This is a genomic window from Corynebacterium riegelii, from assembly GCF_016728505.1.
In the GTDB taxonomy this organism is placed as follows: Bacteria; Actinomycetota; Actinomycetes; order Mycobacteriales; family Mycobacteriaceae; genus Corynebacterium; species Corynebacterium riegelii.
Genome location: NZ_CP068159.1, coordinates 1,795,297 through 1,816,012, shown reverse-complemented (window position 1 = coordinate 1,816,012; position 20,716 = coordinate 1,795,297). Strand labels below are relative to the sequence as shown.

Annotated in this window: 21 protein-coding genes and 1 tRNA gene; 9 read left to right on the top strand and 13 right to left on the bottom strand. The window is 58.5% G+C overall.

Annotated elements, in window-relative coordinates:
* Positions 1–136: 136 nt before the first annotated feature.
* The 3 genes from I6I71_RS08590 to I6I71_RS08580 are packed head-to-tail and all read left to right on the top strand — an operon-like array spanning position 137 to position 2,194.
* Positions 137–1,156 (top strand): NUDIX hydrolase, encoded by a 1,020-nt coding sequence (locus I6I71_RS08590; RefSeq protein ID WP_201820410.1) that lies wholly within the window; start codon positions 137–139, stop codon positions 1,154–1,156.
* 37 nt (positions 1,157–1,193) lie between these two features.
* On the top strand, positions 1,194–1,706 hold the full coding sequence (locus I6I71_RS08585; RefSeq protein ID WP_070494726.1) for a type III secretion system chaperone family protein: 513 nt from the start codon (positions 1,194–1,196) through the stop codon (positions 1,704–1,706).
* Positions 1,707–1,711: 5 nt separating this feature from the next.
* On the top strand, positions 1,712–2,194 hold the full coding sequence (locus I6I71_RS08580; protein WP_201820407.1) for a hypothetical protein: 483 nt from the start codon (positions 1,712–1,714) through the stop codon (positions 2,192–2,194).
* Here I6I71_RS08580 and leuD read toward each other — a convergent pair.
* Both leuD and leuC read right to left on the bottom strand, forming a co-directional pair.
* The gene (gene leuD / locus I6I71_RS08575; protein WP_052204528.1) at positions 2,169–2,765 is read right to left on the bottom strand and encodes a 3-isopropylmalate dehydratase small subunit; all 597 of its coding nucleotides are present in this window, start codon (positions 2,763–2,765) and stop codon (positions 2,169–2,171) included. The two genes, I6I71_RS08580 and leuD, sit on opposite strands and share 26 nt — an antisense overlap.
* A gap of 15 nt (positions 2,766–2,780) precedes the next feature.
* Positions 2,781–4,214: a 3-isopropylmalate dehydratase large subunit gene (gene leuC / locus I6I71_RS08570; protein WP_201820404.1), complete on the bottom strand. Its 1,434-nt coding sequence runs from the start codon at positions 4,212–4,214 to the stop codon at positions 2,781–2,783.
* Positions 4,215–4,239: 25 nt separating this feature from the next.
* Here leuC and I6I71_RS08565 point away from each other — a divergent pair, with 25 nt between their 5' ends.
* Entirely contained in the window at positions 4,240–4,950 is a 711-nt protein-coding gene (locus tag I6I71_RS08565; RefSeq protein WP_201820401.1) for an IclR family transcriptional regulator, read from the top strand.
* An 18-nt stretch (positions 4,951–4,968) separates the two neighbouring features.
* On the opposite strand, the gene I6I71_RS08560 is transcribed toward I6I71_RS08565, so the two are convergent.
* Positions 4,969–6,669, bottom strand: a complete 1,701-nt coding sequence (locus I6I71_RS08560) for an alkaline phosphatase D family protein (RefSeq protein ID WP_201820399.1) — start codon at positions 6,667–6,669, stop codon at positions 4,969–4,971.
* A gap of 136 nt (positions 6,670–6,805) precedes the next feature.
* Here I6I71_RS08560 and I6I71_RS08555 point away from each other — a divergent pair, with 136 nt between their 5' ends.
* Positions 6,806–8,506 carry a purple acid phosphatase family protein gene (locus I6I71_RS08555; protein ID WP_201820396.1) on the top strand — a complete coding sequence of 567 codons (1,701 nt, stop codon included), beginning with the start codon at positions 6,806–6,808 and terminating at the stop codon, positions 8,504–8,506.
* 9 nt (positions 8,507–8,515) lie between these two features.
* Here I6I71_RS08555 and I6I71_RS08550 read toward each other — a convergent pair whose 3' ends face one another.
* Entirely contained in the window at positions 8,516–9,085 is a 570-nt protein-coding gene (locus I6I71_RS08550) for an HD domain-containing protein (protein ID WP_052204533.1), read from the bottom strand.
* A gap of 132 nt (positions 9,086–9,217) precedes the next feature.
* Between I6I71_RS08550 and I6I71_RS08545 the strand changes: the two genes are divergently transcribed.
* Positions 9,218–9,820: a hypothetical protein gene (locus I6I71_RS08545; RefSeq protein ID WP_052204534.1), complete on the top strand. Its 603-nt coding sequence runs from the start codon at positions 9,218–9,220 to the stop codon at positions 9,818–9,820.
* 371 nt (positions 9,821–10,191) lie between these two features.
* Positions 10,192–10,395: a CPBP family glutamic-type intramembrane protease gene (locus tag I6I71_RS08540; protein ID WP_201820393.1), complete on the top strand. Its 204-nt coding sequence runs from the start codon at positions 10,192–10,194 to the stop codon at positions 10,393–10,395.
* Here the strand turns inward: I6I71_RS08540 and I6I71_RS08535 are convergent.
* Both I6I71_RS08535 and I6I71_RS12180 read right to left on the bottom strand, forming a co-directional pair.
* Positions 10,392–10,802 (bottom strand): hypothetical protein, encoded by a 411-nt coding sequence (locus I6I71_RS08535; protein ID WP_052204537.1) that lies wholly within the window; start codon positions 10,800–10,802, stop codon positions 10,392–10,394. The two genes, I6I71_RS08540 and I6I71_RS08535, sit on opposite strands and share 4 nt — an antisense overlap.
* A 471-nt stretch (positions 10,803–11,273) precedes the next feature.
* The gene (locus I6I71_RS12180; protein WP_269090331.1) at positions 11,274–11,399 is read right to left on the bottom strand and encodes a hypothetical protein; all 126 of its coding nucleotides are present in this window, start codon (positions 11,397–11,399) and stop codon (positions 11,274–11,276) included.
* Between the two features lie 694 nt (positions 11,400–12,093).
* Here I6I71_RS12180 and I6I71_RS08525 point away from each other — a divergent pair.
* Positions 12,094–12,357 carry a hypothetical protein gene (locus tag I6I71_RS08525; protein WP_052204542.1) on the top strand — a complete coding sequence of 88 codons (264 nt, stop codon included), beginning with the start codon at positions 12,094–12,096 and terminating at the stop codon, positions 12,355–12,357.
* Positions 12,358–12,644: 287 nt separating this feature from the next.
* On the opposite strand, the gene I6I71_RS08520 is transcribed toward I6I71_RS08525, so the two are convergent.
* The 4 genes from I6I71_RS08520 to I6I71_RS08505 all read right to left on the bottom strand — a co-directional run bounded on the left by I6I71_RS08520 (position 12,645) and on the right by I6I71_RS08505 (position 14,692).
* A complete protein-coding gene (locus I6I71_RS08520) occupies positions 12,645–13,070 on the bottom strand; it encodes an integrase core domain-containing protein (protein ID WP_201820390.1) in 426 nt (141 codons plus the stop codon).
* Positions 13,071–13,239: 169 nt separating this feature from the next.
* Positions 13,240–13,422, bottom strand: a complete 183-nt coding sequence (locus I6I71_RS08515; protein WP_157045287.1) for a hypothetical protein — start codon at positions 13,420–13,422, stop codon at positions 13,240–13,242.
* Positions 13,423–13,732: 310 nt separating this feature from the next.
* A complete protein-coding gene (locus I6I71_RS08510) occupies positions 13,733–14,056 on the bottom strand; it encodes a hypothetical protein (RefSeq protein WP_201820387.1) in 324 nt (107 codons plus the stop codon).
* 9 nt (positions 14,057–14,065) lie between these two features.
* Positions 14,066–14,692 carry a hypothetical protein gene (locus I6I71_RS08505; protein WP_201820384.1) on the bottom strand — a complete coding sequence of 209 codons (627 nt, stop codon included), beginning with the start codon at positions 14,690–14,692 and terminating at the stop codon, positions 14,066–14,068.
* Between the two features lie 116 nt (positions 14,693–14,808).
* Between I6I71_RS08505 and I6I71_RS08500 the strand changes: the two genes are divergently transcribed.
* Positions 14,809–16,064 (top strand): IS3 family transposase gene (locus tag I6I71_RS08500; protein WP_414017452.1). Its coding sequence is split into 2 segments (ribosomal slippage): positions 14,809–15,094 and positions 15,094–16,064, totalling 1,257 coding nucleotides; the frame shifts between segments, so codons are not numbered across the junction.
* Positions 16,065–17,848: 1,784 nt separating this feature from the next.
* On the opposite strand, the gene I6I71_RS08495 is transcribed toward I6I71_RS08500, so the two are convergent.
* The 3 genes from I6I71_RS08495 to I6I71_RS08485 all read right to left on the bottom strand — a co-directional run bounded on the left by I6I71_RS08495 (position 17,849) and on the right by I6I71_RS08485 (position 20,709).
* Positions 17,849–17,921 (bottom strand) — tRNA-Glu (locus tag I6I71_RS08495).
* Between the two features lie 74 nt (positions 17,922–17,995).
* Positions 17,996–19,093, bottom strand: coding sequence for an ABC transporter ATP-binding protein (locus I6I71_RS08490; protein ID WP_201820376.1), 1,098 nt, complete (start codon positions 19,091–19,093; stop codon positions 17,996–17,998).
* A 2-nt stretch (positions 19,094–19,095) separates the two neighbouring features.
* A complete protein-coding gene (locus I6I71_RS08485; protein ID WP_414017433.1) occupies positions 19,096–20,709 on the bottom strand; it encodes an ABC transporter permease in 1,614 nt (537 codons plus the stop codon).
* Positions 20,710–20,716: the final 7 nt, after the last annotated feature.

The window sequence follows — 20,716 nt, the reverse complement described above, 5'->3', positions numbered from 1 at the left end:
GATAAAAATGCGTTACTAACGCTAACATCCGCGCGGGTGCTGTGTGGGACGGTGTGCGACTGTGTCGGACCGTGTGGGTCACTACGGGGGCACAGTAAATATGCAGCCTTGCGGCGAGTGCGCAACAATGGAACCTATGTCTGGAAACACTTCTCGCCCCACCAACTTGCACGAGCAGGACAAAGATAGCGCTGGGGAGATGTTTATCACCGGCCGTCATCAAGAAATCCCGCTTAAACCACACAAGGAGTTTGCCCGCACCACACTGGCCGCGGGTGCCGTCATGTGGCGTGGGGACGCTGATAACCCCGATTCTTTGGAAGTGGCGTGCATTCACCGCCCGCATTATGACGATTGGTCGTTGGCCAAGGGCAAGCTCGACCCGGGTGAGTCCCTCATTGCAACCGCAGTGCGCGAAATCAAAGAGGAAACCGGCTATGACGTGCGCTTGGGCAAGCTCATTGGCAAGACCGTCTACCCGGTGAAAAACACCACCAAGGTGGTCTACTACTGGACTGGTGAGGTCACCGGTGGTGAGTTCGTGCCCAACGATGAGGTTGATGAGATCCGTTGGCTGCCGGTTGATCAAGCCAAAGAAATCATGAGCTACGAGTTGGACCGTCAGGTGCTGGCCAAGGCGCAGAAGCGGTTTAACACGCCGACAACCTCGCGCATCTTGTACGTGCGCCACGCCCGCGCACATGATCGGAAGAAGTGGACGGGCGATGACAACCTGCGCCCGCTGGATAAGAAGGGCCGCCGCCAGTCAGAGATGCTGGTGCCCATGCTGGCGCCGTTTCACCCGCAGCGGATCTTTACGGCTGCACCTGATCGTTGCCAAGCAACAGTGGCTCCGCTTGCAGACGAGCTGAATCTGGACGTGACCGTGGACCGTCGCTTTGGGGACGACGCTTGGTTGGAAAACATGGTTGACGCCCAACAAGCCTTCATGGATGTGGTGGCTCTTGGTGGCGTGAGCGTGATTTGCAGCCAGGGTGAAACGATCCCGCAGATGATTGCGTGGCTGTCGTCCCAAGGCACACTGCCCATTGACACTGACATTCTGGCGAAGAAGGGCTCGACGTGGGTGTTGAGCTTCCGCGACGGCAAACTCACCGGCGCCGACTACGTCCCAACCGCCCTGCCAGTGCAGTAAGCCTGAACAAACCCGAAAGATAAGGAACATTAGTTTTATGACTGATACCGCCACCAGCCCCGTCGCTGGCCCACTGGAGCCGCTGACCCAAGAGCGCCTAGAAGCGCAGCTTAGCGGCCTGAACTTGCAGCACTTCCGCAATGAGGAGGGGCTGACCGTAACGGCGTTTCCCGGCATGGCATGCTTTTTCGAGTTTGCTGAGATCGGCTGCAAGATCACCACGCGCTGGTTGGGCTTGATCGAGTCTGAGGAAGACACTGCCACTGTGCGTCTGCGCGCCAATGAGCTCAACCGCTTCATGCCACTTGTGCGCACCCACCCAATCACGCGCTCCGATAACTCCACCATCGTGCTGTTAGAGGCGCCGCTGTTTGCACCGCACGGTGTTACGGATGGCCAGCTCAAGGCCATGCTGCAGTTCTACTTCTCCACCATCCATGACCTGCAGAGGGACCTGCGCAAGACTCTGCCGCACATCGCGGATGAGATGCCACCTACCGGTGGAAGCGAAACCACCGACGCAGACACGACCGGAACAACAGAGGCTTAAGCACCATGGCAACTGAGACACCCGAGACTACTGAGACGTTTACCCCGCTATCGTTTGATCTCGCCACCAAGGCTTTTGATGAGCTTGGCTGGCAGTATGACGCCAACGAAAAAACCCAGACGTTGCAGACTGGGTTTAGCGGCATTGGCATGCAGGTGAAGTTCCTCGCCCCGAACGTGATCGTGGCAACCACCGTGGCCGTTGACGCGGTCAAGGCGGACCGCTTCGAGAAACTTATGGCGTGGGCGCGCGACTACAACCTCAACAACGCCTACCCTTCGGTCTCTGCATTTCAGGACAAGGAAAATGACCTAACAGCCCTTGGCGTGGCGTACACCATGCCGGGCTACTGGGATTACACCGAAGAGCAGTTCCGCGCGCACCTGACCAGCGCCATCGACGGGGTGGTCAACACCTGCTTGGCCTTCTTAGAGACGTTCGCCCCTGACGTGCACCAGCAAGTTACTCAGGCACAACAGCAGGCTTAAACGACGGGCGCGACGCCTCGTAGGAGGCAATCGCCTCCTCGTTGCGAAGCGTCAGCCCAATATCGTCCAGGCCTTCCATGAGGCGCCAACGCGTGTAGTCATCGATGTCAAAGGTGTAGGTGTTCTCCCCCACCGTGACCGTGCGATCTTCAAGCGAGACGGTGACCTCAAGGCCTGGCTGCTGCTCAAGCTGCTTCCAAATCAGCTCAATGTCGGATTCGCTCATGATGCCTGCGAGCAGACCGGCCTTGCCGGAGTTGCCGCGGAAAATATCCGCAAAGCGTGGGCTGAACACGGCACGGAAACCGTAATCCATGAGCGCCCAGACAGCGTGCTCACGCGAGGAGCCGGTGCCGAAATCCTCGCCGGCGAACAGGACGGAGCCGTTCTTAAACGCATCCTGGTTGAGCACGAAGTCAGCCTCGTTTTCGCGCCAGTTGGAAAACAGGCCGTCCTCAAAACCGGTGCGAGATACGCGCTTGAGGTAGCGCGCAGGGATGATCTGGTCAGTGTCTACGTTGGTGCGGGTCAGCGGCACGCCGACGCCGACGTGGGTGGTGAATTTCTCCATGGTTGAAATCTCCTTCTACAGGTCAGCGGGGCTTGCAAGATGGCCGGTTACCGCGGTAGCTGCGGCCACCAGTGGGGAAACCAGGTGGGTGCGTCCACCCGGGCCTTGGCGGCCTTCGAAGTTGCGGTTGGAGGTAGACGCGGAGCGCTCCCCCGGTGCGAGCTGGTCCGGGTTCATGCCCAAGCACATGGAGCAGCCGGCGGTACGCCATTCAGCACCGAACTCGGTGAAGATTACGTCGAGACCTTCCTCCTCTGCCTGCTGCTTGACCATGGTGGAAGACGGCACGACCAACATGCGAGTGCCTTCCGCGATGGTGCGGCCCTTCACCACCTCGGCGGCAGCACGTAGGTCCTCAATACGGGCGTTGGTGCAAGAGCCGAGGAAGACCGTATCGATTGCGATCTCACGCAGCGGGGTGCCCGGCGTCAGATCCATGTACTTCAGCGCCTTGGCTGCAGCCTGCTTGGAGGCCTCATCACCAAAGTCCTCCGGATCCGGCACATTCGCACCAAGCGGCAGGCCCTGGCCCGGGTTGGTGCCCCAGGTGACAAAGGGGGTCAGGCTGGAGCCGTCGATCTCTACGACGGTGTCAAAGGCTGCGCCCTCATCAGTCGGCAGCGTCTTCCAGTACTCCACTGCTGCGTCCCAGTCCGCACCCTTGGGCGCAAACTCGCGGCCCTTAACGTAGGCAAACGTCTTCTCATCCGGCGCCACCATACCGGCGCGTGCGCCAGCTTCGATGGACATGTTGCAGATAGTCATGCGTGCTTCCATTGAGAGCTTCTCAATGGCTTCACCGCGGTACTCAATGATGTGGCCTTGGCCGCCGCCGGTGCCGATCTTGGCAATGATGGCCAAGATCAGGTCCTTGGCGGTGACCCCTTCGGCCAGTTCGCCGGTGACCTCAATCGCCATCGTCTTAAAAGGCTTCAGCGACAACGTCTGGGTGGCCATGACGTGCTCTACCTCGGACGTACCAATGCCCATGGCGATAGAACCAAACGCGCCGTGGGTGGAGGTGTGCGAGTCACCGCACACGATGGTCATGCCCGGCTGCGTGATGCCAAGCTGCGGGCCAACGGTGTGCACAATGCCTTGCTTTACGTCACCCATTGGGTGCAGGCGCACGCCAAACTCTTCGCAGTTCTTCCGCAGCGTTTCCACCTGGGTACGCGACGTAGGCTCGGAGATCTCCAGCAGGTTGCCGCTGATAATGCCTTCCGTTGGCACGTTGTGGTCTTCTGTAGCCAGGTGCAGCTCCGGGTGACGCATGGTGCGTCCGCTCATGCGCAGGCCGTCAAACGCCTGCGGTGAGGTAACCTCGTGCAGGAGCTGGAAGTCAATATAGATGAGGTCGGGCTCACCGTTTTCGCCCTTGGTCACGACGTGGTCGCGCCACACTTTCTCGGCCAGTGTCAGCGGTGTTGTAGCCGAGGTTTCAGCCATAGCATTCTCCTTCTCCGATTCCAGCATGCGAGATGCTACTATCCATGGTGTGAGACAGTATAGCGAAGACTCGGGCATCAAGGTTCTCGACCGCTCCGTAGCCATCATCCGCGCGGTAAGCAGGGGCGATAAGACCCTGGCCGCACTCAGCGCCGACACAGGCCTGCCGCGTGCCACCGCGCACCGCATTGCCACAGCCCTCGAAGTGCATCACATCCTTGCACGCACCGAGCAAGGCGCGTGGACCATCGGCCCAGCACTTGCACGTTTTTCCACAGGCACCTCGCCCCACCTCATCGGCGCCGCCACCCCTGTGATGCGCGACCTGGTTGCAGTTACGGGTGAATCGGTGCAGCTCTACGAGCTCACGGGTGATACTCGCACGTGCATCGCCGCCGAAGAACCCGATTCCGGCTTGCACAACGTGGTGCCAGTCGGCTCGCGGCTTTCACTTTCCGCCGGCTCTGCCGCCCGCGTCTTTGCAGCACATTCGCCTATCGACGCCCCATTTGACCCCGCCGACCTCGAACAAGTCCGCGCCGACGGCTATGCGGAGTCCGTCGCCGAACGCGAAGTGGGCCTGGCTTCAGTCTCCACCCCGATCTTCCAGCCCGACGGCGCACTGGTCGCGGTGTTGTCTATCTCCGGCCCTGCAGAGCGCCTCAAGCCCTCACCCGCTGACAAATGGGGCAAGGACCTGTTGGCTGCCCGAAAGCAGCTCGAAGCCGCGCTGTAAGACAGGCAGCCCGCCTGGCTACTCGCTTTCAACGAACCCTTCGCCGATACGCCACGTCCTGCTCTCACCAAGGCTGACCGTGGCGTGCAGGTCCTCCACATCAGAAACCCGGTAGTAGAGCATGTCCACATAGTCGTGGTGGATACTGGCGATGCCGTAACCGTGCGCGTCAAAGTCAATGTGCTTGACCCACGGGTTGGCGTCACGGATCGCTTGTTCAACCACCAGGGATGTCGAATTGTCCTCCGGATGGTACGTGCCAAAGGCCGTGGTCAAAATCTCATCAACGTTCGGTGCGGAGATCGACGTAGTGACCATCTCGCAGCCAATCTCGCCGAAGCCAGACGGTGATGCAATCGAGTTCGCCCACTCAGAGTGAATATCGCCGGTGAGGAAGAGTGCGTTTGCTTCCTGCTCATCCAGCATGGTGAGCAGCCGGTCACGCTCAGCGGCGTAGCCGTCCCACTGATCCGAGTTCACCGCAATGCCGGTTGCACGTTCCTGCATGTAACCAGTGGCCAGATTGGCCTTGTCGTTGTTGGGGATCGTGGCAAAGCGCATCGGCGATACCATCACCGAGTTGCCCAATACTTCCCAGCGTGCATTGGATTCTTGCAAACGCTGCGCCACCCAGTTGAATTGCTCCTGGCCCATCATGGTGCGATCCGGATTGGCAAATTCTGCGCCGGTGGTTTCCGCGTCGCGGAAACTGCGAAGATCCATCATGGTCAGTTGCGCCAGCGTGCCAAAGTTGAAGCTGCGGTAGAGCTGCGGCGTACCGCTATCAAGCAACTGTGCCCTGACCGGAAGCCACTCATAGTAAGCCTGCTCGGCTGCTTGCCTGCGCTCATCCCACGCGCCTTCTACCCTGCCTTCGGTATGGTTTTCCGCACCTTCGCGCCAACTGTTGTTCGCGGTTTCGTGATCGTCCCAAACAACGATCCACGGGCACGCGGCGTGTGCTGCCTGCAGGTGTAGATCAGTGCGGTAGCGACCGTAACGCTGACGGTAATCCTCCAGTGTGGTGATCTCCCACTCCGGGTGATGCATGCGAGTAACGCCACTTTTACCTGCGTATTCGCCGGTTGGATACTCATAGATGTAATCGCCCAGGAACACCACGTGGTCGATCTCCCCCGTGCGTGCGCGCCGAGCCATATCTCCGTAGGCGTTAAAGAAACCGGACTCCCAGTTAGCGCATGAGGCGATAGCCAAGTTCAGGTGATCCAGCTCTGCGTCTAGAGTCGGCGCGGTCAGTGTGCGTCCGATAGGCGATGTCGCGCCCGCAAACGCCCCGCTTTTCACAACGAAGCGGTAGAAGTACTCGGTTGCCGGCTCAAGGCCGGTCGGGTCAACGTGGACGGTGTGGTCCTGCTCAGCCGAAGCGGTGACCCTGCCCGTGCGCGGGTTACGGAAGCTCTCAGAGGTAGCAATCTGCCACTCCAACTCCACGTCCTCCCCAAGCCCTGAGCCCGGCAGCGCCTCACGCGACGGCGTGACACGTGTCCACAGCACCACGCGATCCGACAAAGGGTCACCGGATGCGACACCATGTAAAAACGGCAGGTCCCACTCTTGTGCGATCACCGGAAACTCCGGTGTGGAGACGGTACCGCGACGCGCCGCGTAGGCACCTCCGGCGCCAAAGGCGGTAGCAGCTGCGGCGGCTGCCACGCTCTGCAAAAAGACACGACGATTCACACGGGGTTTTGCGCTCATGCAGCTTACTTTCAACCAGGTTTAAGAATCCCGCAATCAGTGCAGCGTCACGTTGCCTACTGTTCACTTTCAATTCACTGAGGTAACGATCTGCTAGTAACCAACTGTTAAATCAGCGTGAGTTAAGTAGGCAACCATGACTCTTACGCGCTCTGAACACAGCCGTCCCCGCCTCCGCGGTGCTCTTGCTACCGCAGTGGTGTTCTCGCTTGTTGCTTCCACCAATGTGGCAGTGACTGCGGATGCTCAGGATACTGCGGCAGGTCGGGCCACCAACACCAAGATCAGCCGCGTCGTGCTCGGCATCGGTTCGGACGCATCACAGGCCAACGTGGCTTGGCAGTCCAAGACGAGTGAGACCCAGCACTTGGAGTATTGGCCCACGAATAACCCCGGCAAGGTCACCAGCGTGGAGTCCCCTCGCGGCCCCTACAACGCCGCGGTGTTCTACCCGCATGAGGCGACCATGACCGGGCTCGCTCCCAAGACCGAATACACGTACCGAGTTGGCAGTGAGCGCAACGGTTGGAGCGCACCGCGGACCTTCACCACCAGTACTGACGGCGACAGCTGGAACTTTATCGCCATGGCGGATGCTCAAATTGGTGTTGACACCAAAGTTGCCGAGCAGTCCGCCGCCTGGAAGAAGGCCGTCGACGTTGCAACTGGCGAGCACCCCGATTCCGCTTTCATCATGCACTTAGGTGACCAGATTGAAGGCTGGGGCGCCCCGATCAAGCAGCTTGAAGAGTTCACCGCCCCGGAGAATCTGCAGAAGTACCGCTTGGCTGTACTCAAGGGCAACCACGAAACCTACGCCTCGGAGCGCCACTTCCAGGACACGTATTTCCTGCCCAATGAGGATGGCACGTCGGCGAACTACTTCTTTACCTACAACAACGTGTTGTTCATCGGCCTCGACGGTAACCGCACAACGCCGGCTGATATCGAAGGCCACGGCAAGTTTGTCAGCGACGCAATCGCCGCACACGGCGCTGAGGCCGACTGGGTCATTGTTGGTATCCACCACGCACCGTTCTCCCAGGGCTCGCACTACCTGGACAAAGATGTCGTTGCTCTTCGTAATGACCTGACGCCCAAGCTTTCCGACGCCGGCGTGGACCTCGTCCTTGGCGGCCACGACCACATTTACACCCGCACCCACCTGATGAACGGTGCTACACCGATTATCCCCGAGGGAGCGTCCAAGACCGGCGACATCCTGTTCCCGAAGGACAACGAGGTTCTCTACGTCACCTCCACCACCGCAACCGGCGGCAAGTACTACGACTTCACCGACGAGAACAACCAGAAGTACCCGAATGTGCGCGAGGAGCGGATGCACGACCTAGCACACAAGTCCACCGCACGTTGGCGCCAAGACTACAACCCGGATTACACCAGCATCGACGTCTCCCCGACTGCGCTGACGCTGACCACCTACAACATCAACACGCCATACGTGGTTGACAAGGTGACCTTGCAGAAGAAGCAAGACGAGGCGCCAGAGACGACTACACCTGTGGAATCCACGACGCAGCCGACTACCACTGCGTCTACGGCAACCACCACGCCGCCATCGGATACATCGGAGCCTTCAAGCACCACGGAGTCCGGCTCCACCACGAGCACGGCAACGCCGAAGCCAACCCCTGAGCCGGACTCCCCTGACAATTCGGATGACCCAGACAAGACCCCTGAAGCTGGCAGCAGCACTGCGGGCATTGTCCTGTCGGTCCTTGCCATTCTCTTTGGTCTGTTGGCGTCCATCGCCGCGGTGATCATCCGCGACAATCCGCAGTGGATTCAGGACCTACGCTCGCAGTTCGGCTTCTAAGCTTTAAGGCTAGAGCGCGCGCAGCTCGCGCACTCGGAACCCAAGCTCTTCTACAAGTGCGTTGCCGGGTAGGCGCTGCTGCGCTACCTGATAAATCGCGCCGTACCACCACTGCTGGCGTTCCTTGCCAGAGTTGAAGCGAAGCCACAGCTCCTCGCCGATTGCTTGGTGGTCCGCCAGGATGGACAGCAAGTTGTGCAGCTTATCCGCTGCGGAGACCAGCACGCTGCCTTCTTCCGCCTGTTCAAGGTGAGCCAGGTAGGCATCGGCGCGCTCCTGCCAGCCCGACAATGTGTCATCCTTGGTCACGCCCTGGACCAGTGTGAGTACACGCGGTCCGAAGTCCTGCTCCATCTGCTCCGCCGAGTACTCCTCAGGCACATCTTCCAAAATGTCGTGGAAGAGTCCTGCAATGAGCACGTCTTCATCATCAGTCACCTGTGACAGCAAATGCATGACACCGAACACGTGAGAGACGTAAGGAATTTCCGTGCCTTTGCGCACATGCCCGCGGTGCGCCCACGCAGCGATGTTGATTGCTTGGATAAGCCGCGGGGATGCGGTGAAGGTTTCGGCCATATGTAAGACCCCTTTCTTTTCGGGAACATACACAAGTCTAAGAACGCACGACACACACCCCATACAGCGAGGGCTCATGTGTTCGAATACTGTGGTTTTGGCAGTTACGCCCCTGTATACGAGGATGAGACTATGACCAAAAAGCTCCTGTCTGTTGTCAGTGCGCTCGTCCTAGTTGTCGCTTTGCTGGGCGGCGGGTTCCTGCTGGGTTCGTCGAATTTTCTCGGCTCTCCGGTACAAACTGTCACTGAAACGGACAGCTCGGAGGTGATTCATGCGGTGGAGCGTCGTGAAGAAATCGTGCTGGTCTCCACTGCTACCCAGGGTCTGCACACCACCGAAAACGCTGCGAAGCTGTTCAAATGGGGCATCCCCGGCAGCCAAAAGGTAAACATCCTCCAATACCAGTTCACCGCCAAGCTGGGGATTGACGGCAAGGACGTACACATCGAGGAGGTTGCTCCCGATCACTTCAAGCTGACGATTCCACCCTTTAAGTTCCTTGGCTTCTCGGACCCAGAGTTCAAGACTGTGCATGAACATGGCAAGGTGTTGAGCTTCGTTACAGCAGATATTGATGTCGCGGAAGGCATCAACGAGGTACTGAATGAGGAGAAGCGTGAGGAACACATCCAGATGAACCTTGAGCTGCTGAAGGATCAGGCTGAGAACTTCTACGGGGGCATCATCCACGCCGTTGATCCCGACGCCACGGTTGAGTTCGAGTTCCAGTAATTTGCCGTTAATCCCCCTAGCCTGAATGCATCAACTTTGATTTCGTACCCGGTCATCTTGAAAGAAAGAGCCACCACCTCCCTCGACCAGGCTAGGCGATGAGCTGTCGTCCGACCGTGCAAAGGACGCCAGGGTATATAAATGAATCTTCATTCTTAGTGGTACTGCGGCGAGAAGCCCACCTATCCGCCCCATCCATACGTCCAAGTGCTTGCAGTCGACAGGCTCGTATTCACGTGCTCCATCGAGCGCTCTCATGACGTGCGATAGTCCGTCATAAACCACTTTTCCAGCCCACGCAGCACCCGAATGATGAAGCAGCAGCTACCGGATACTCACGACACTGTTACTAAATAGCCGGTCGCAACATCATGCCCGCGGCCGCCAGCGTGCTGCTCTCATCGCTCGTGTTAGGTCTCGCGCATGTCGCGCCGGCTGCGATCGTCTACACGTTCTTCGCTGCTGGCCTGTCCTTCGCCCTGGTCACCCGGTGGCACCGCTCACTGTGGGCCGGTGTCATCCTGCACATATGTAACAACGTGCTGGTTCAGATCATTGTGATGGTGGGCATCTAACTCCGTTTCTTGCTGACCAAAGCCATAAGAAAGGCAACGGCCACGACGACGAGCCCCAACGGAATCAAGAAAATGAAGAGATTAATGATCGGCAGCGCCTGACCCGCCTGCACTTCTTCCCACGAGGCAAGCGCTGTCGAACCGAACCCGATGAGCAGCATTGCGCCACCCACCAAGGCTGTAACCAAAACGCCGGTGCCCACTGGCTCCCTGCGTGAGACCACGAGAAGGTACACACCAAGGACACCAATCCACGCGGTAACCAACGTCGCTCCCACCGCCATAGTCACCGCGCTGATCGCCGACCAGTACTCCGGATCATCAATGACGCTGTTGAGCAACACCGTCAGTACTGGAATGCCTATCGCGCCGGCGAGCAAGCTTCCAAGAATCGCTTCAGGTTTCATAGGCAAAAGCCTAGCTGCATCCTTCCGTGCGCCCGTTCAGTTAACGAGACACAGCTCACCTTCCCCATTACCCGCATGGCAAAAGCCGAACCTTGGAGAGAAACATGAATCCAGCTTCCATCGCAGCCAAAATCACCGTTCTTCTCACCTCCGCCGCCCTGCTGAGCTCATGAAGCCTGGGCGATTCCGACGATGCCGCCGACTCCGCCGAATCTGACAACGTCCAGGCTTCGGAAGACTCCTCTCAGTCCGACACCAAGGGCATGCAGCGCGTCCAAGAAGGCCGCATCTCTATCGAGCTTCCAGAAGGCTGGACCGAGAACCCCAACTTCAAGCCCACCATGAACGGATTCACCACATCATAGGCCAATGACCAAGAAAACCCCACGGACATCGCCCGTATGAGCTCCAACCAAGGGCAGGGCTCCACCGCCATGGCAACCATGGGCTACTTCGAAGCGAACGCCATGTTCAGCACCACACGGCAAAGAGTTTGAACTCGGCGAATCCCGCGATCTCAAGATCAAAAACGCTGATGAAGCCAAGCTGAACACCTGGACCACCAACGGCTCCAAAGGTGAGACCGTCAAGGCGCATGGGTATTCGTCTCCTCCGGCGCCGATGGTGCCGCTGGCCTCGAGATCGCGGCCACCACTTTGTCCGATAAAGAGATCGAGAAGATCATCGACTCGGTCGAATTCAACCCGGACGAATACGACCGCAGCGCCGAACCCCACGAATCGACCACTGCAAACCAGATCTGTACCACGCAAGAGCTTTAGGGATGTGAGGGAAAGTACTTGCGTGCTGGTGCTGAATTTCTCCGCCACTGTGCACTCCGCGTACAGCACAACTGCTGCCTTTTACCGCTAAATCCTCCTCTGGAGGCTCCGCGAACTATCGCGCACCCCTACTCCAACGTCCGAGGCATCTGCACCAGCTCTGATTAAAGGCCTACCAAGCTGATGAGTCCATCGTACGGGCCCAGAACCGCATGGCCGAGAATCAAAACATGAGGGCTCCCGAGAAGCGCTCGCTTATCACGATGGTAAAGCCAGACCCGACCTTTTGGTTTCCGGTTTATGCCATCGGCTTCGCGTATCTGATGGCGTGGATTGTGACGGACATCCGCTTCCTATCGTTCCAAGACACGAAGCGTGCATTGTGCTTGCTCCTTGCCCTCGCAGCACTCGCTTCCCCGCTATGCCCGGGAAAAGCGAGCAGCAGTGCAGGCCTTCCAGATTGCTAATGCTGACGGTTTTTTCCAGCGAACCAGGCATCACCGGAACGAATGGCAGCGGTTATTGCACACATCGAAAACCACCGCGCGAACACGGTTTCCGATGCGCTGCATCTGTACATCGTTGAACGGCTCCAAAAGCAGCAGACCGAAGAACTTCGCGCTCACAACGCTGCGATGCGCCAAGAGCAAGCCGCGCAAAACGCCGCCATTCGGTGTCAACAGCAACAAGCTCACCAGTACGCGCTATACAACCAGACCATGGACAACATGCTGGCCGGCTGGACAATCGACGACGGGCTCCGCGGCCGCTAAACCCACCTCCAACCCGAAAACACAGCCGACGCCTTGGAAAACAAGAATCCAACCCCCTAGTGTTCCACGGATTTGCTCCGGAAAAAGGAAACCCGCCGAGAAATGTCGGCGGTATTTCCCAATATTTACGGTTTTTAACCCATCTTATGACCCTTAGTGTAAGACAGATCTTATGAAAAAGCAAACTATCGATTCTCTCGTGGAAGCCTTGTCGGATCCTCGATTTGAAACATATAAAGCACGGGCAGGAAATGATTGAATCGGCCTGACTTTTTGAGAGTGGCGTGTTACGCGGCGTGAAGGCCTGCGTGGTTTTCTCGTTGGTAGTTGGTGTAGTGCTCGATCGGCGGGATATGCCCGAGCGAGGAATGCAACCGCTCGTGATTATACCAGTGGACCCATCCGGCTGTGGCGCGTTCCACCTCACTCCAGTTCGTCCACGTCCCCGCTTCGAAATCAATGAGTTCTGACTTGTACAGCCCGATCGTTGACTCCATCAGACCGTTGTCGTAGGCGTCGCCGACGGTGCCGATGGACCCGTCCATTTGGTGGACGGCCAGCAGTCGGCGGAGATCTGTGGAGGTGTACTGTGAGCCCGCATCCGAGTGATGGATCACCCCGGCCGAATCAAAGTACGGGTCCTGGCGCTGGCGTATCGCCAGTGCCTGTCGCAGCGCACGGATGACCAAAGATTTCGTGGCTCGGGTGTCCACGACATACGCCCTGCGCTAGCCGTCGTCCTCCAACACGTTCCAAACCACTGCTGGCTCATGGCTACGCTTGCCGGCCCTTCATATGCTTGCGCGTGCTAGCGCCGGGTTGGCTGCGTCGCATATGCTCACAGCATATGCTGGTCACGCTGCATATGGTACGTTCGACTGGTTAGTTGAGCCACTCCCGACGTCGCTTCAAGTTGGCAAACCACTCGTCACTTTCCGCCTTGCTTAGCCGGCCCTCCACCATTGCTTGGCTCGGCAGAACGTCTTTCCACGCTTCTTTCAGCTCCATCGGAACCGGCAAGAGGATTGTCCCGCCTTTCGCGCTGATGGGTCGCAAGTCGTTCACAACCGTCCCGATTTTGAACTCGTCCTCCGCGATTTGCCGGCTGTACCCGCTGGCAACAGTGCGCCACTCGTTCCCGTTGCCATACCCGTAGTGCTTCGACTTCAAGTACCGCGCCCGGTCAAACTTGTGCTCGATGGACCACTTCCCTAGTTCCGTGTCGTGTACCGCGACACCCCAGTTTTCAAGAGCGAAAAGCGAGGAAGTGAAAACCCCTCGGAGCTAAGAGGGCCGGTTTCCTGATTTAGCTCGGGGCACATTTTGAACGCGTCCGAGAGTTTGGCGGTACTGCTTAAATAGGGTGGAAAGCCCGCTAAAAGAGGCGTGAGGCGGCTATTACCACTCCGATTATCATCAGCCCCGCGCCGAAGCTAGATGAAGCCACGACGACGCCTGGAGGTAAGGCGTAAACAATTGCCCCAACCGCGATGACCCCTGCAGAAGGGGCCGCCTTTTGATCTGGCTTCCAGCACAGATAGAGCATCAGAAGTGCTGTTACAGCGAAAAGGACGGCTCCAGAGGCCGAAAAACCCTTTGAAACAATCACGTAAACGCCAGCCCCCAGGACCGAGACTAGCGCTAGCGCCATAGCTAATCGACGCCCCTTGGACTTTTGTGTGAGCAGCGAGTCTTTCATTTTTTCAGACTAACTGCACTTCTCCTGGGGAGCTCGTTCCCATCCGATGTTGAGCGCTTGACTGAGGTCGTAGCAAGTTTGATCGGACAGGATCCGGTTATTGCCAGCAATTCTGTTCCAGGCGGCTGTGGCCGCCATGGAACAGCCGGCTCCCCACCATGGTCCGGCAAAAACCGAGCACAATGCGCCAGCAAATCCAGAGGCGCCCAGGGACCAAAACTCAGCGCCGGTCATGTAAACCCGCGGACCCCAGTCCCACTCAAAGTTGATGAACGGCACAATCGTTCCCGGCTCGGGCGGGAGAATCACGTCGTATTCGATGACTACCCCATTGGCATCTTCAAGGCGGTAGGTCTCCACCGTATAACCGTGTTCGCTCCGCTCGTCAGATTTAACGAATCCGGCGTCGACAAGCAGTGCGCGACGTTCTTCGGGAGCTTTAGGAAGCTCCGGCATCCCTTCCAATTCCTGAACGACCTGCTCATCCTGGGCGATCTTGAGAGCCTTATCGACTGTCGGTTCTGCGCTCGCTGCGCCCGGAAAAGAAACTAGGAGTGCTGCTGTGGCAGCAGAAGCAAAAATGTTGCGTAAACGCTTTTTCCTCAAAGAAATCCTCAAATCAAATGATTGAATCATCAAGATTTATTTGCGATGGAACGTTTTCTATCGTCGCATAAGTGAGACGTTTCCGCAGCGGAACAGATTAAACCGGCCTGGGTTGGTGAGAGGGCATGATGTAACACAGGAGGAACATCATGGCTATCAGCCCTTACGACCAGGAGACCCGCCAGCGGGCGGTGCGCCTGTATTTCGAGGAGCTCGCTGACGGCGCTTCATCCAAGGCAGCCGCACTACGCGCTGTCGAAGCTGTCATCGGCATCAAAACATCGACTATCCGCAACTGGGTACGCGCAGAAGAGAAGAAGGTAGACGCCGCCGTCGAGCAATCCGATGCCGAGAAAGACGCGGAACTTATCACCCTGCGCAAGGAAAATGCCCGGCTCAAAGAAGCCAACGAGATCCTGAAACTGGCCTCAGCTTTTTTCGCCCAGGCGGAGCTCGACCGCAAACTAAAGTGATTGTGGACTTCCTCCGCACTCACCGGCACCTGTATTCCATCGAGCGGATGTGCCGCGTGCTCAATGAGCATGAATACGCTATTTCACCAGCAACGTTCTACCGCTTCCAGGCCCGTGGTTTCGGGCCCACCCCTGCCGAGCTGGATGAGGCTTACACCGCGCACCGGCTCTTTGAGCTGTGGCGGGCCAATCGGCGGGTCTACGGGCGACGAAAACTATGGAAAGCCGCCCACCGGGCAGGCTGGAACATCGGCCGTGACCAGGTGCAACGCCTCATGAATATCCTTGGAATCGCGGGTGTACTCCGACGCAAGACCACACGCACCACCGTTGCTGATCCCTCCGCCGAGCGTTTCCCGGATCGTATTCAACGGGCCTGGTCGCAGGCTCAGCGTCCCGATCAGTGGTGGGTCGCGGATTTCACGTATGTGCACACCAGTTGCGGTTTCAGCTACGTGGCTTTTGTCACCGACGTGTTCACCCGTGAGATCCTGGCGTATGTCGTGGACACCCGAGCCACGAAATCTTTGGTCATCCGTGCGCTGCGACAGGCACTGGCGATACGCCAGCGCCAGGACCCGTACTTTGATTCGGCCGGGGTGATCCATCACTCGGATGCGGGCTCACAGTACACCTCCACAGATCTCCGCCGGCTGCTGGCCGTCCACCAGATGGATGGGTCCATCGGCACCGTCGGCGACGCTTACGACAACGGTCTGATGGAGTCAACGATCGGGCTGTACAAGTCTGAACTCATTGATTTCGAAGCGGGGACGTGGACGAACTGGAGTGAGGTGGAACGCGCCACAGCCGGATGGGTCCACTGGTATAATCACGAGCGGTTGCATTCCTCGCTCGGGCATATCCCGCCGATCGAGCACTACACCAACTACCAACGAGAAAACCACGCAGGCCTTCACGCCGCGTAACACGCCACTCTCAAAAAGTCAGGCCGATTCAGATAGAAATTTGTTGAATACCATATGCCTGACACATACCCCGCATACGCCACCGCTGCCCACTGTCCTCGAACGCTTAACGATGGCGGCGCAGGGCTGGTCTTGCCACTCGCGTATGCCTATCGCATACCGTGTTCATTGTGTACGCGATATACATTGATTGATATAACGTCGAGGCGTCCAGTTCTTTTCAACCCACGCGAGCTTCCACCATTCTGTAAACATCGTTTACAGAATGGTGCGGAAGGCTTAGCGCATCTCTGTTATGTCCATAGGGTTTTTGGACATGGAGTCCGGTCTCTTTTTGGACACGGACTCCATGGTGTTCTTGGACACTTCTAGCGGCTCATGGTTGTAGCCTGCGTTTCGGCCGGGGTTTGGATAGGTTCGGGTTCATCTGCGGTGGTCGGCGATGTTTCATTCCTTCGACGAGGTTGATGTTGACCTGACCACCTGCTGGTCTGTGGCTTAACGTGATCGGCAGTGGCACGCTGAAGAGGAATTCACCATCGTGGGCCGTGTAGAACTCCGCAATGTTATCGACTGTGACCGTGGAGTAGAGTCTGCGATTTTTAAACCTCAGGCCAATGTAGAGACCGAAGCCGCACACGCGTACAACGCCATCTTTGCTCACACAGAGCTGGTCTGGGATGCCCCAATAGTTTGTTGAATTTGTCGTAGGCACCGTTAACGTAGGGGCATCGGTGGGAGGTACGCCTTGCTGAGCTGCCATGTCATCGGTGCTGGCCTCGTGTGAAGTTGCCGCTTCCGCGGGGCCGTTTAGCATGTCGGATGCAGCTTGTGGATTGTGCGCCTGATTATAGGCAACTACGCGGGCCCAGATCTGATCAGGATCGAGTGGATGCGTAGGCGACGGTGCCTTTGGGGATCGGCGGAAGGCTCTTGAACTATACCTATGGAATATCGACATGTCGAGGGCTGTGGCCGCAACTACAGGCATGGTTGAAGTACAGCTCCGCAACTCAATTGACCAAGCGCTCACCGATTGGAATACAAAACAAGAAGTGACTACGCCGGGACGGGTTAACTCTTATTCAGCAGGTTGGCTGACGGATCCCGCACCAAGATTAGCCCAGATCATAAACCGCCCAGGAAAGCGTCCGCTCTGGAAGTCAGCGCTCCCAGCCTTGAAGGACGAACATGGAAACTTCAAAAAACCAATAACCCAGTATACGCACGATGACCTAGTCGCAGGGTTAACCTTTGGGTCGTGGACCTACCTGCTCCCCCAGCCCAACACTATGGAGACTAATCCCCGAAGATACTTATGGGAACACGCCCTTAAGCACAGTTTCTCCGCAAGGAACAGTAGGGGGCACGATCACGAGAGCCACACGGTTATCTACCACTGGGCCAATACTGTCCGACACGCTCGCAATAGAGCAAACCATTTGGAACCACTCTTGGACCATAGGGAGGTCATCTGGTTCCACAGAGCATCACTTCGGCTGTTGACTTCAATGAATCCAGCTGCAGCGTCTTGGCTTGCAGGCCAGAATTACATCCCGTCCACATTGAAAGCTCACCCTTTCTAAACCAAACGGTCCTGATGATGCGGGCTGATCATCACGGGCACTGCTGCACTGCGTCTAACTCCGGCAGTGTCGTTGCCATCGCCTCCGACAAAATTTGAATCAGGCTTGGCTTCAACACCCCCGCGTACTTGTCGATTAACCCTCGATTAACCCTAAAAACCCTCGACCCGGTGAGTCCGGATCGAGGGTTTTGCGTTGTACCCCGTACGGGATTTGAACCCGTGTTACCGCCGTGAGAGGGCGACGTCCTAGGCCGCTAGACGAACGGGGCGCGCTCGCTTTGTTTGCGACTTGCTAACAATAAAGGACACAACAACCACGCCGCAAATCGCGAGGTAAATAGGCCTAAAATACGAAAATGCGCTCCACGTTCATGCTGACTTGATCGCCAACCTCCGGCCGTGGGTTCAAGCCCATGCGTGCGCGGAACTCCACGCCGTCTGCGTCCAACGTCACCGAATACCCGGTTACCTCAAACAGCACCGAGGTAATCACCGCGTTGTCGGCAGTGCCAGCGCCGCCAGTAGCCTCCGAGCCAACAGGTCCAACGCGTACATCTGCGGGCAGCACGGCAACAGTCACAGCGGCATCAGCAACAGCATCAGCCCCAGTGCCAATTCCTGTGTTGGTGGCGGGGTGGGTGGTGACGTTGGCGTCGTCAAGCAGCCAGCTCAACTGCGGCTTCTCACAGACCACCTGGCCTGCGCGCACCACGCCTTCGAGGATCGTGGCATCGGCCATAAAGGACGCAACCCAGGCCGTCGCCGGGCGCGTGACAACGGCGTCGGGGGTGTCGAATTGTTCGAGGCGGCCATCGCGAAGCACGGCAATGCGATCCGCAATCGCAATCGCCTCCTTGCGGTCGTGCGTGACGTGCACCGTGGTCAGATGGTTGGTGCGAGTCAGCGCGACAAGTTCGCGGCGCAGCGCGTCACGTAAGGGTTCGTCAAGGGCGGACAGCGCTTCGTCTAAAAGCAGAAGCTTCGGGGATGCCACAATGGCACGCGCAAGAGCAACACGCTGGCGTTGACCACCCGACAAGGTGGCCGGCTTGCGGCGGGCAAAGCCATCCAGACCAACCGTGGCCAAGGTTGTTTCCACCAGCTGCTGCGCCTCCGCACGCGGGATGCCGGCGCGACGCAACGGATACGCCACGTTCTCCCCCACCGTCATGTGCGGCCACACCGCATGCTGCTGGAACACCATGCCCATGTGGCGCTTCTCCGGCGGTACGTGGGAAACGTCCTGGCCGTCGAGCTCGATCGTGCCGGCAGTCGGTTCGATAAAGCCCGCGATGGTGCGCAGTAGCGTGGTCTTGCCAGAGCCGGACGGACCTACGAGCGCGATGAACTCGCCGCTGGGAACGGTCAGGTTGATGTTCTCAAGGCCCACAGTGCCATCCGCGAACGTGACGCCGAGGTTGGAGATTGCAATGTTGCTCATCATCACTCCTTGCCGGATTTACGCACCGTGAACGCAAGCGCCGCAATGCCGATGATCATAAAGAGCAGGGCAAGCGCAGACGCCTGATTGTAGTTGCCGGACTGCTGCAGGTTGAACAACTGCACACCGATGGTGGTGCTGCCAGGCGCAACCAGCAGGATGGACACGGTCAGCTCGCGTACCGCTGTCACGGCGACCAGAACCGCACCTGAAATGACCGCCGGTAGTGCCATGCGCCCACTGGTGTCCCAAATGGCCCGCAGGCGCCCCGCGCCGGAGATCTGCGCGGCTTCCTCCACCGCCGTCGGGATCTTCGCCAGCGGCGCGCGCACGGCCTGCAGCACCATGGCGCTGAATGCGCAGACGTAGGCTGCCAGGATCACCCAGCGGGTGTTGTAGATGCCGGTGTAGCGGCCCATGATCACCCAGCCCACGCCAATGATCAGCCCCGGCAATGCTGCTGGCAACAGGGTGACCAAGCTCAGCGCCGTGTTGCTACGAGCGCGTGTGCGGGTCACCAGCACGCCGATCGCCCATCCCAGCAGACCACAGAGCAGTGCTGCGCCGAGTGCGAGCGTGACCGAGTTGCCAAAGCCTTCGCGCACGCGCGGGTTGGCAAGCATCGCAGCGAAGTTGTCTAGCGTGATGTTGTCCAACGTGAACGGCACACCGGGTGCTGGCAGGAGTGCACGGTAGGTCAGCCCCATGATCGGGCCCAGGGTAATGGCCAACGCCAGCGCCCACGCAGTGATGGTGACCGGCCAGTTGGCCTTGCCTAGTGTGAGCTTCATGGCGCCGCCGCCTTCAACGGTGGATGTGGCGCGCCCTGAGACCACGTAATCCGCCACCACGGCTGCAATGCCTAACAGCATCAAAAGCGCGCCGATGGTAGAAACCACCTGCAGCGGATTTCCTACGGTGCCGGACTCCATGAACCGGTAGACCATGGTGGCCAGCGTTTCAAAACGCACCGGCGAACCCAGAATGGACGGAATGCCGAAGTCCGCCAGGTTGGAAACCGCGGTAAGCGTAAACGCGGACAGTAGGGCGGGCACGAGCAGCGGAATGGTCACCGTGCGCAAGACTGTGGCGCTTCCTGCCCCGCCGATGCGCGCCGCTAACTCCAGGTCCGGCGGGATTGAGCGCAGCGCGGCGGAAACGATGACGTAGACCACGGGGTACGAGTGCAGCGTCATCAAGAAAATGATCCCGTCAGCACCGTAAATGTCCCACAAGGACCGACCGAAGACTGCATTGAGGCCCTGGTTACGCCCGAAAAGCTGCAGCCAGGAGATCGCGCCGACAAACGGCGGCACCAGAAGTGGCGAGAGCAACAGCAGGCGCAACAGGCCTGTGCCCTTGACGTCGGTGCGCTCCAGCAACAGCGCAATGGCAGCACCGATGATCACAGCGCCGACTGCAGACGCGAGTGTGGTGTACACGGAATTCCACGTCGCTTTGCCCAAGCCTTGCTCCAGCAGCACCGGGATCTGGTTACCACCCAGCGCAAGGGAAATGACCAGGGCAAGCGGCGCGATGAACACCGCCGCGGCGATCAGCCACACCCCTATGCGGGCAAGGCTGATGCCAGGCGTTTTACGCGAAACCAACAACACCTCGCTG

Coding starts and splice junctions, on each gene's coding strand:
- I6I71_RS08590 (WP_201820410.1), top strand. CDS start 137: ATGTCTGGAAACACTTCTCGCCCCACCAACTTGCACGAGCAGGACAAA.
- I6I71_RS08585 (WP_070494726.1), top strand. CDS start 1,194: ATGACTGATACCGCCACCAGCCCCGTCGCTGGCCCACTGGAGCCGCTG.
- I6I71_RS08580 (WP_201820407.1), top strand. CDS start 1,712: ATGGCAACTGAGACACCCGAGACTACTGAGACGTTTACCCCGCTATCG.
- leuD (WP_052204528.1), bottom strand. CDS start 2,765: ATGGAGAAATTCACCACCCACGTCGGCGTCGGCGTGCCGCTGACCCGC.
- leuC (WP_201820404.1), bottom strand. CDS start 4,214: ATGGCTGAAACCTCGGCTACAACACCGCTGACACTGGCCGAGAAAGTG.
- I6I71_RS08565 (WP_201820401.1), top strand. CDS start 4,240: ATGCGAGATGCTACTATCCATGGTGTGAGACAGTATAGCGAAGACTCG.
- I6I71_RS08560 (WP_201820399.1), bottom strand. CDS start 6,669: ATGAGCGCAAAACCCCGTGTGAATCGTCGTGTCTTTTTGCAGAGCGTG.
- I6I71_RS08555 (WP_201820396.1), top strand. CDS start 6,806: ATGACTCTTACGCGCTCTGAACACAGCCGTCCCCGCCTCCGCGGTGCT.
- I6I71_RS08550 (WP_052204533.1), bottom strand. CDS start 9,085: ATGGCCGAAACCTTCACCGCATCCCCGCGGCTTATCCAAGCAATCAAC.
- I6I71_RS08545 (WP_052204534.1), top strand. CDS start 9,218: ATGACCAAAAAGCTCCTGTCTGTTGTCAGTGCGCTCGTCCTAGTTGTC.
- I6I71_RS08540 (WP_201820393.1), top strand. CDS start 10,192: ATGCCCGCGGCCGCCAGCGTGCTGCTCTCATCGCTCGTGTTAGGTCTC.
- I6I71_RS08535 (WP_052204537.1), bottom strand. CDS start 10,802: ATGAAACCTGAAGCGATTCTTGGAAGCTTGCTCGCCGGCGCGATAGGC.
- I6I71_RS12180 (WP_269090331.1), bottom strand. CDS start 11,399: ATGCGCCTTGACGGTCTCACCTTTGGAGCCGTTGGTGGTCCAGGTGTT.
- I6I71_RS08525 (WP_052204542.1), top strand. CDS start 12,094: ATGGCAGCGGTTATTGCACACATCGAAAACCACCGCGCGAACACGGTT.
- I6I71_RS08510 (WP_201820387.1), bottom strand. CDS start 14,056: ATGAAAGACTCGCTGCTCACACAAAAGTCCAAGGGGCGTCGATTAGCT.
- I6I71_RS08505 (WP_201820384.1), bottom strand. CDS start 14,692: ATGATTCAATCATTTGATTTGAGGATTTCTTTGAGGAAAAAGCGTTTA.
- I6I71_RS08490 (WP_201820376.1), bottom strand. CDS start 19,093: ATGAGCAACATTGCAATCTCCAACCTCGGCGTCACGTTCGCGGATGGC.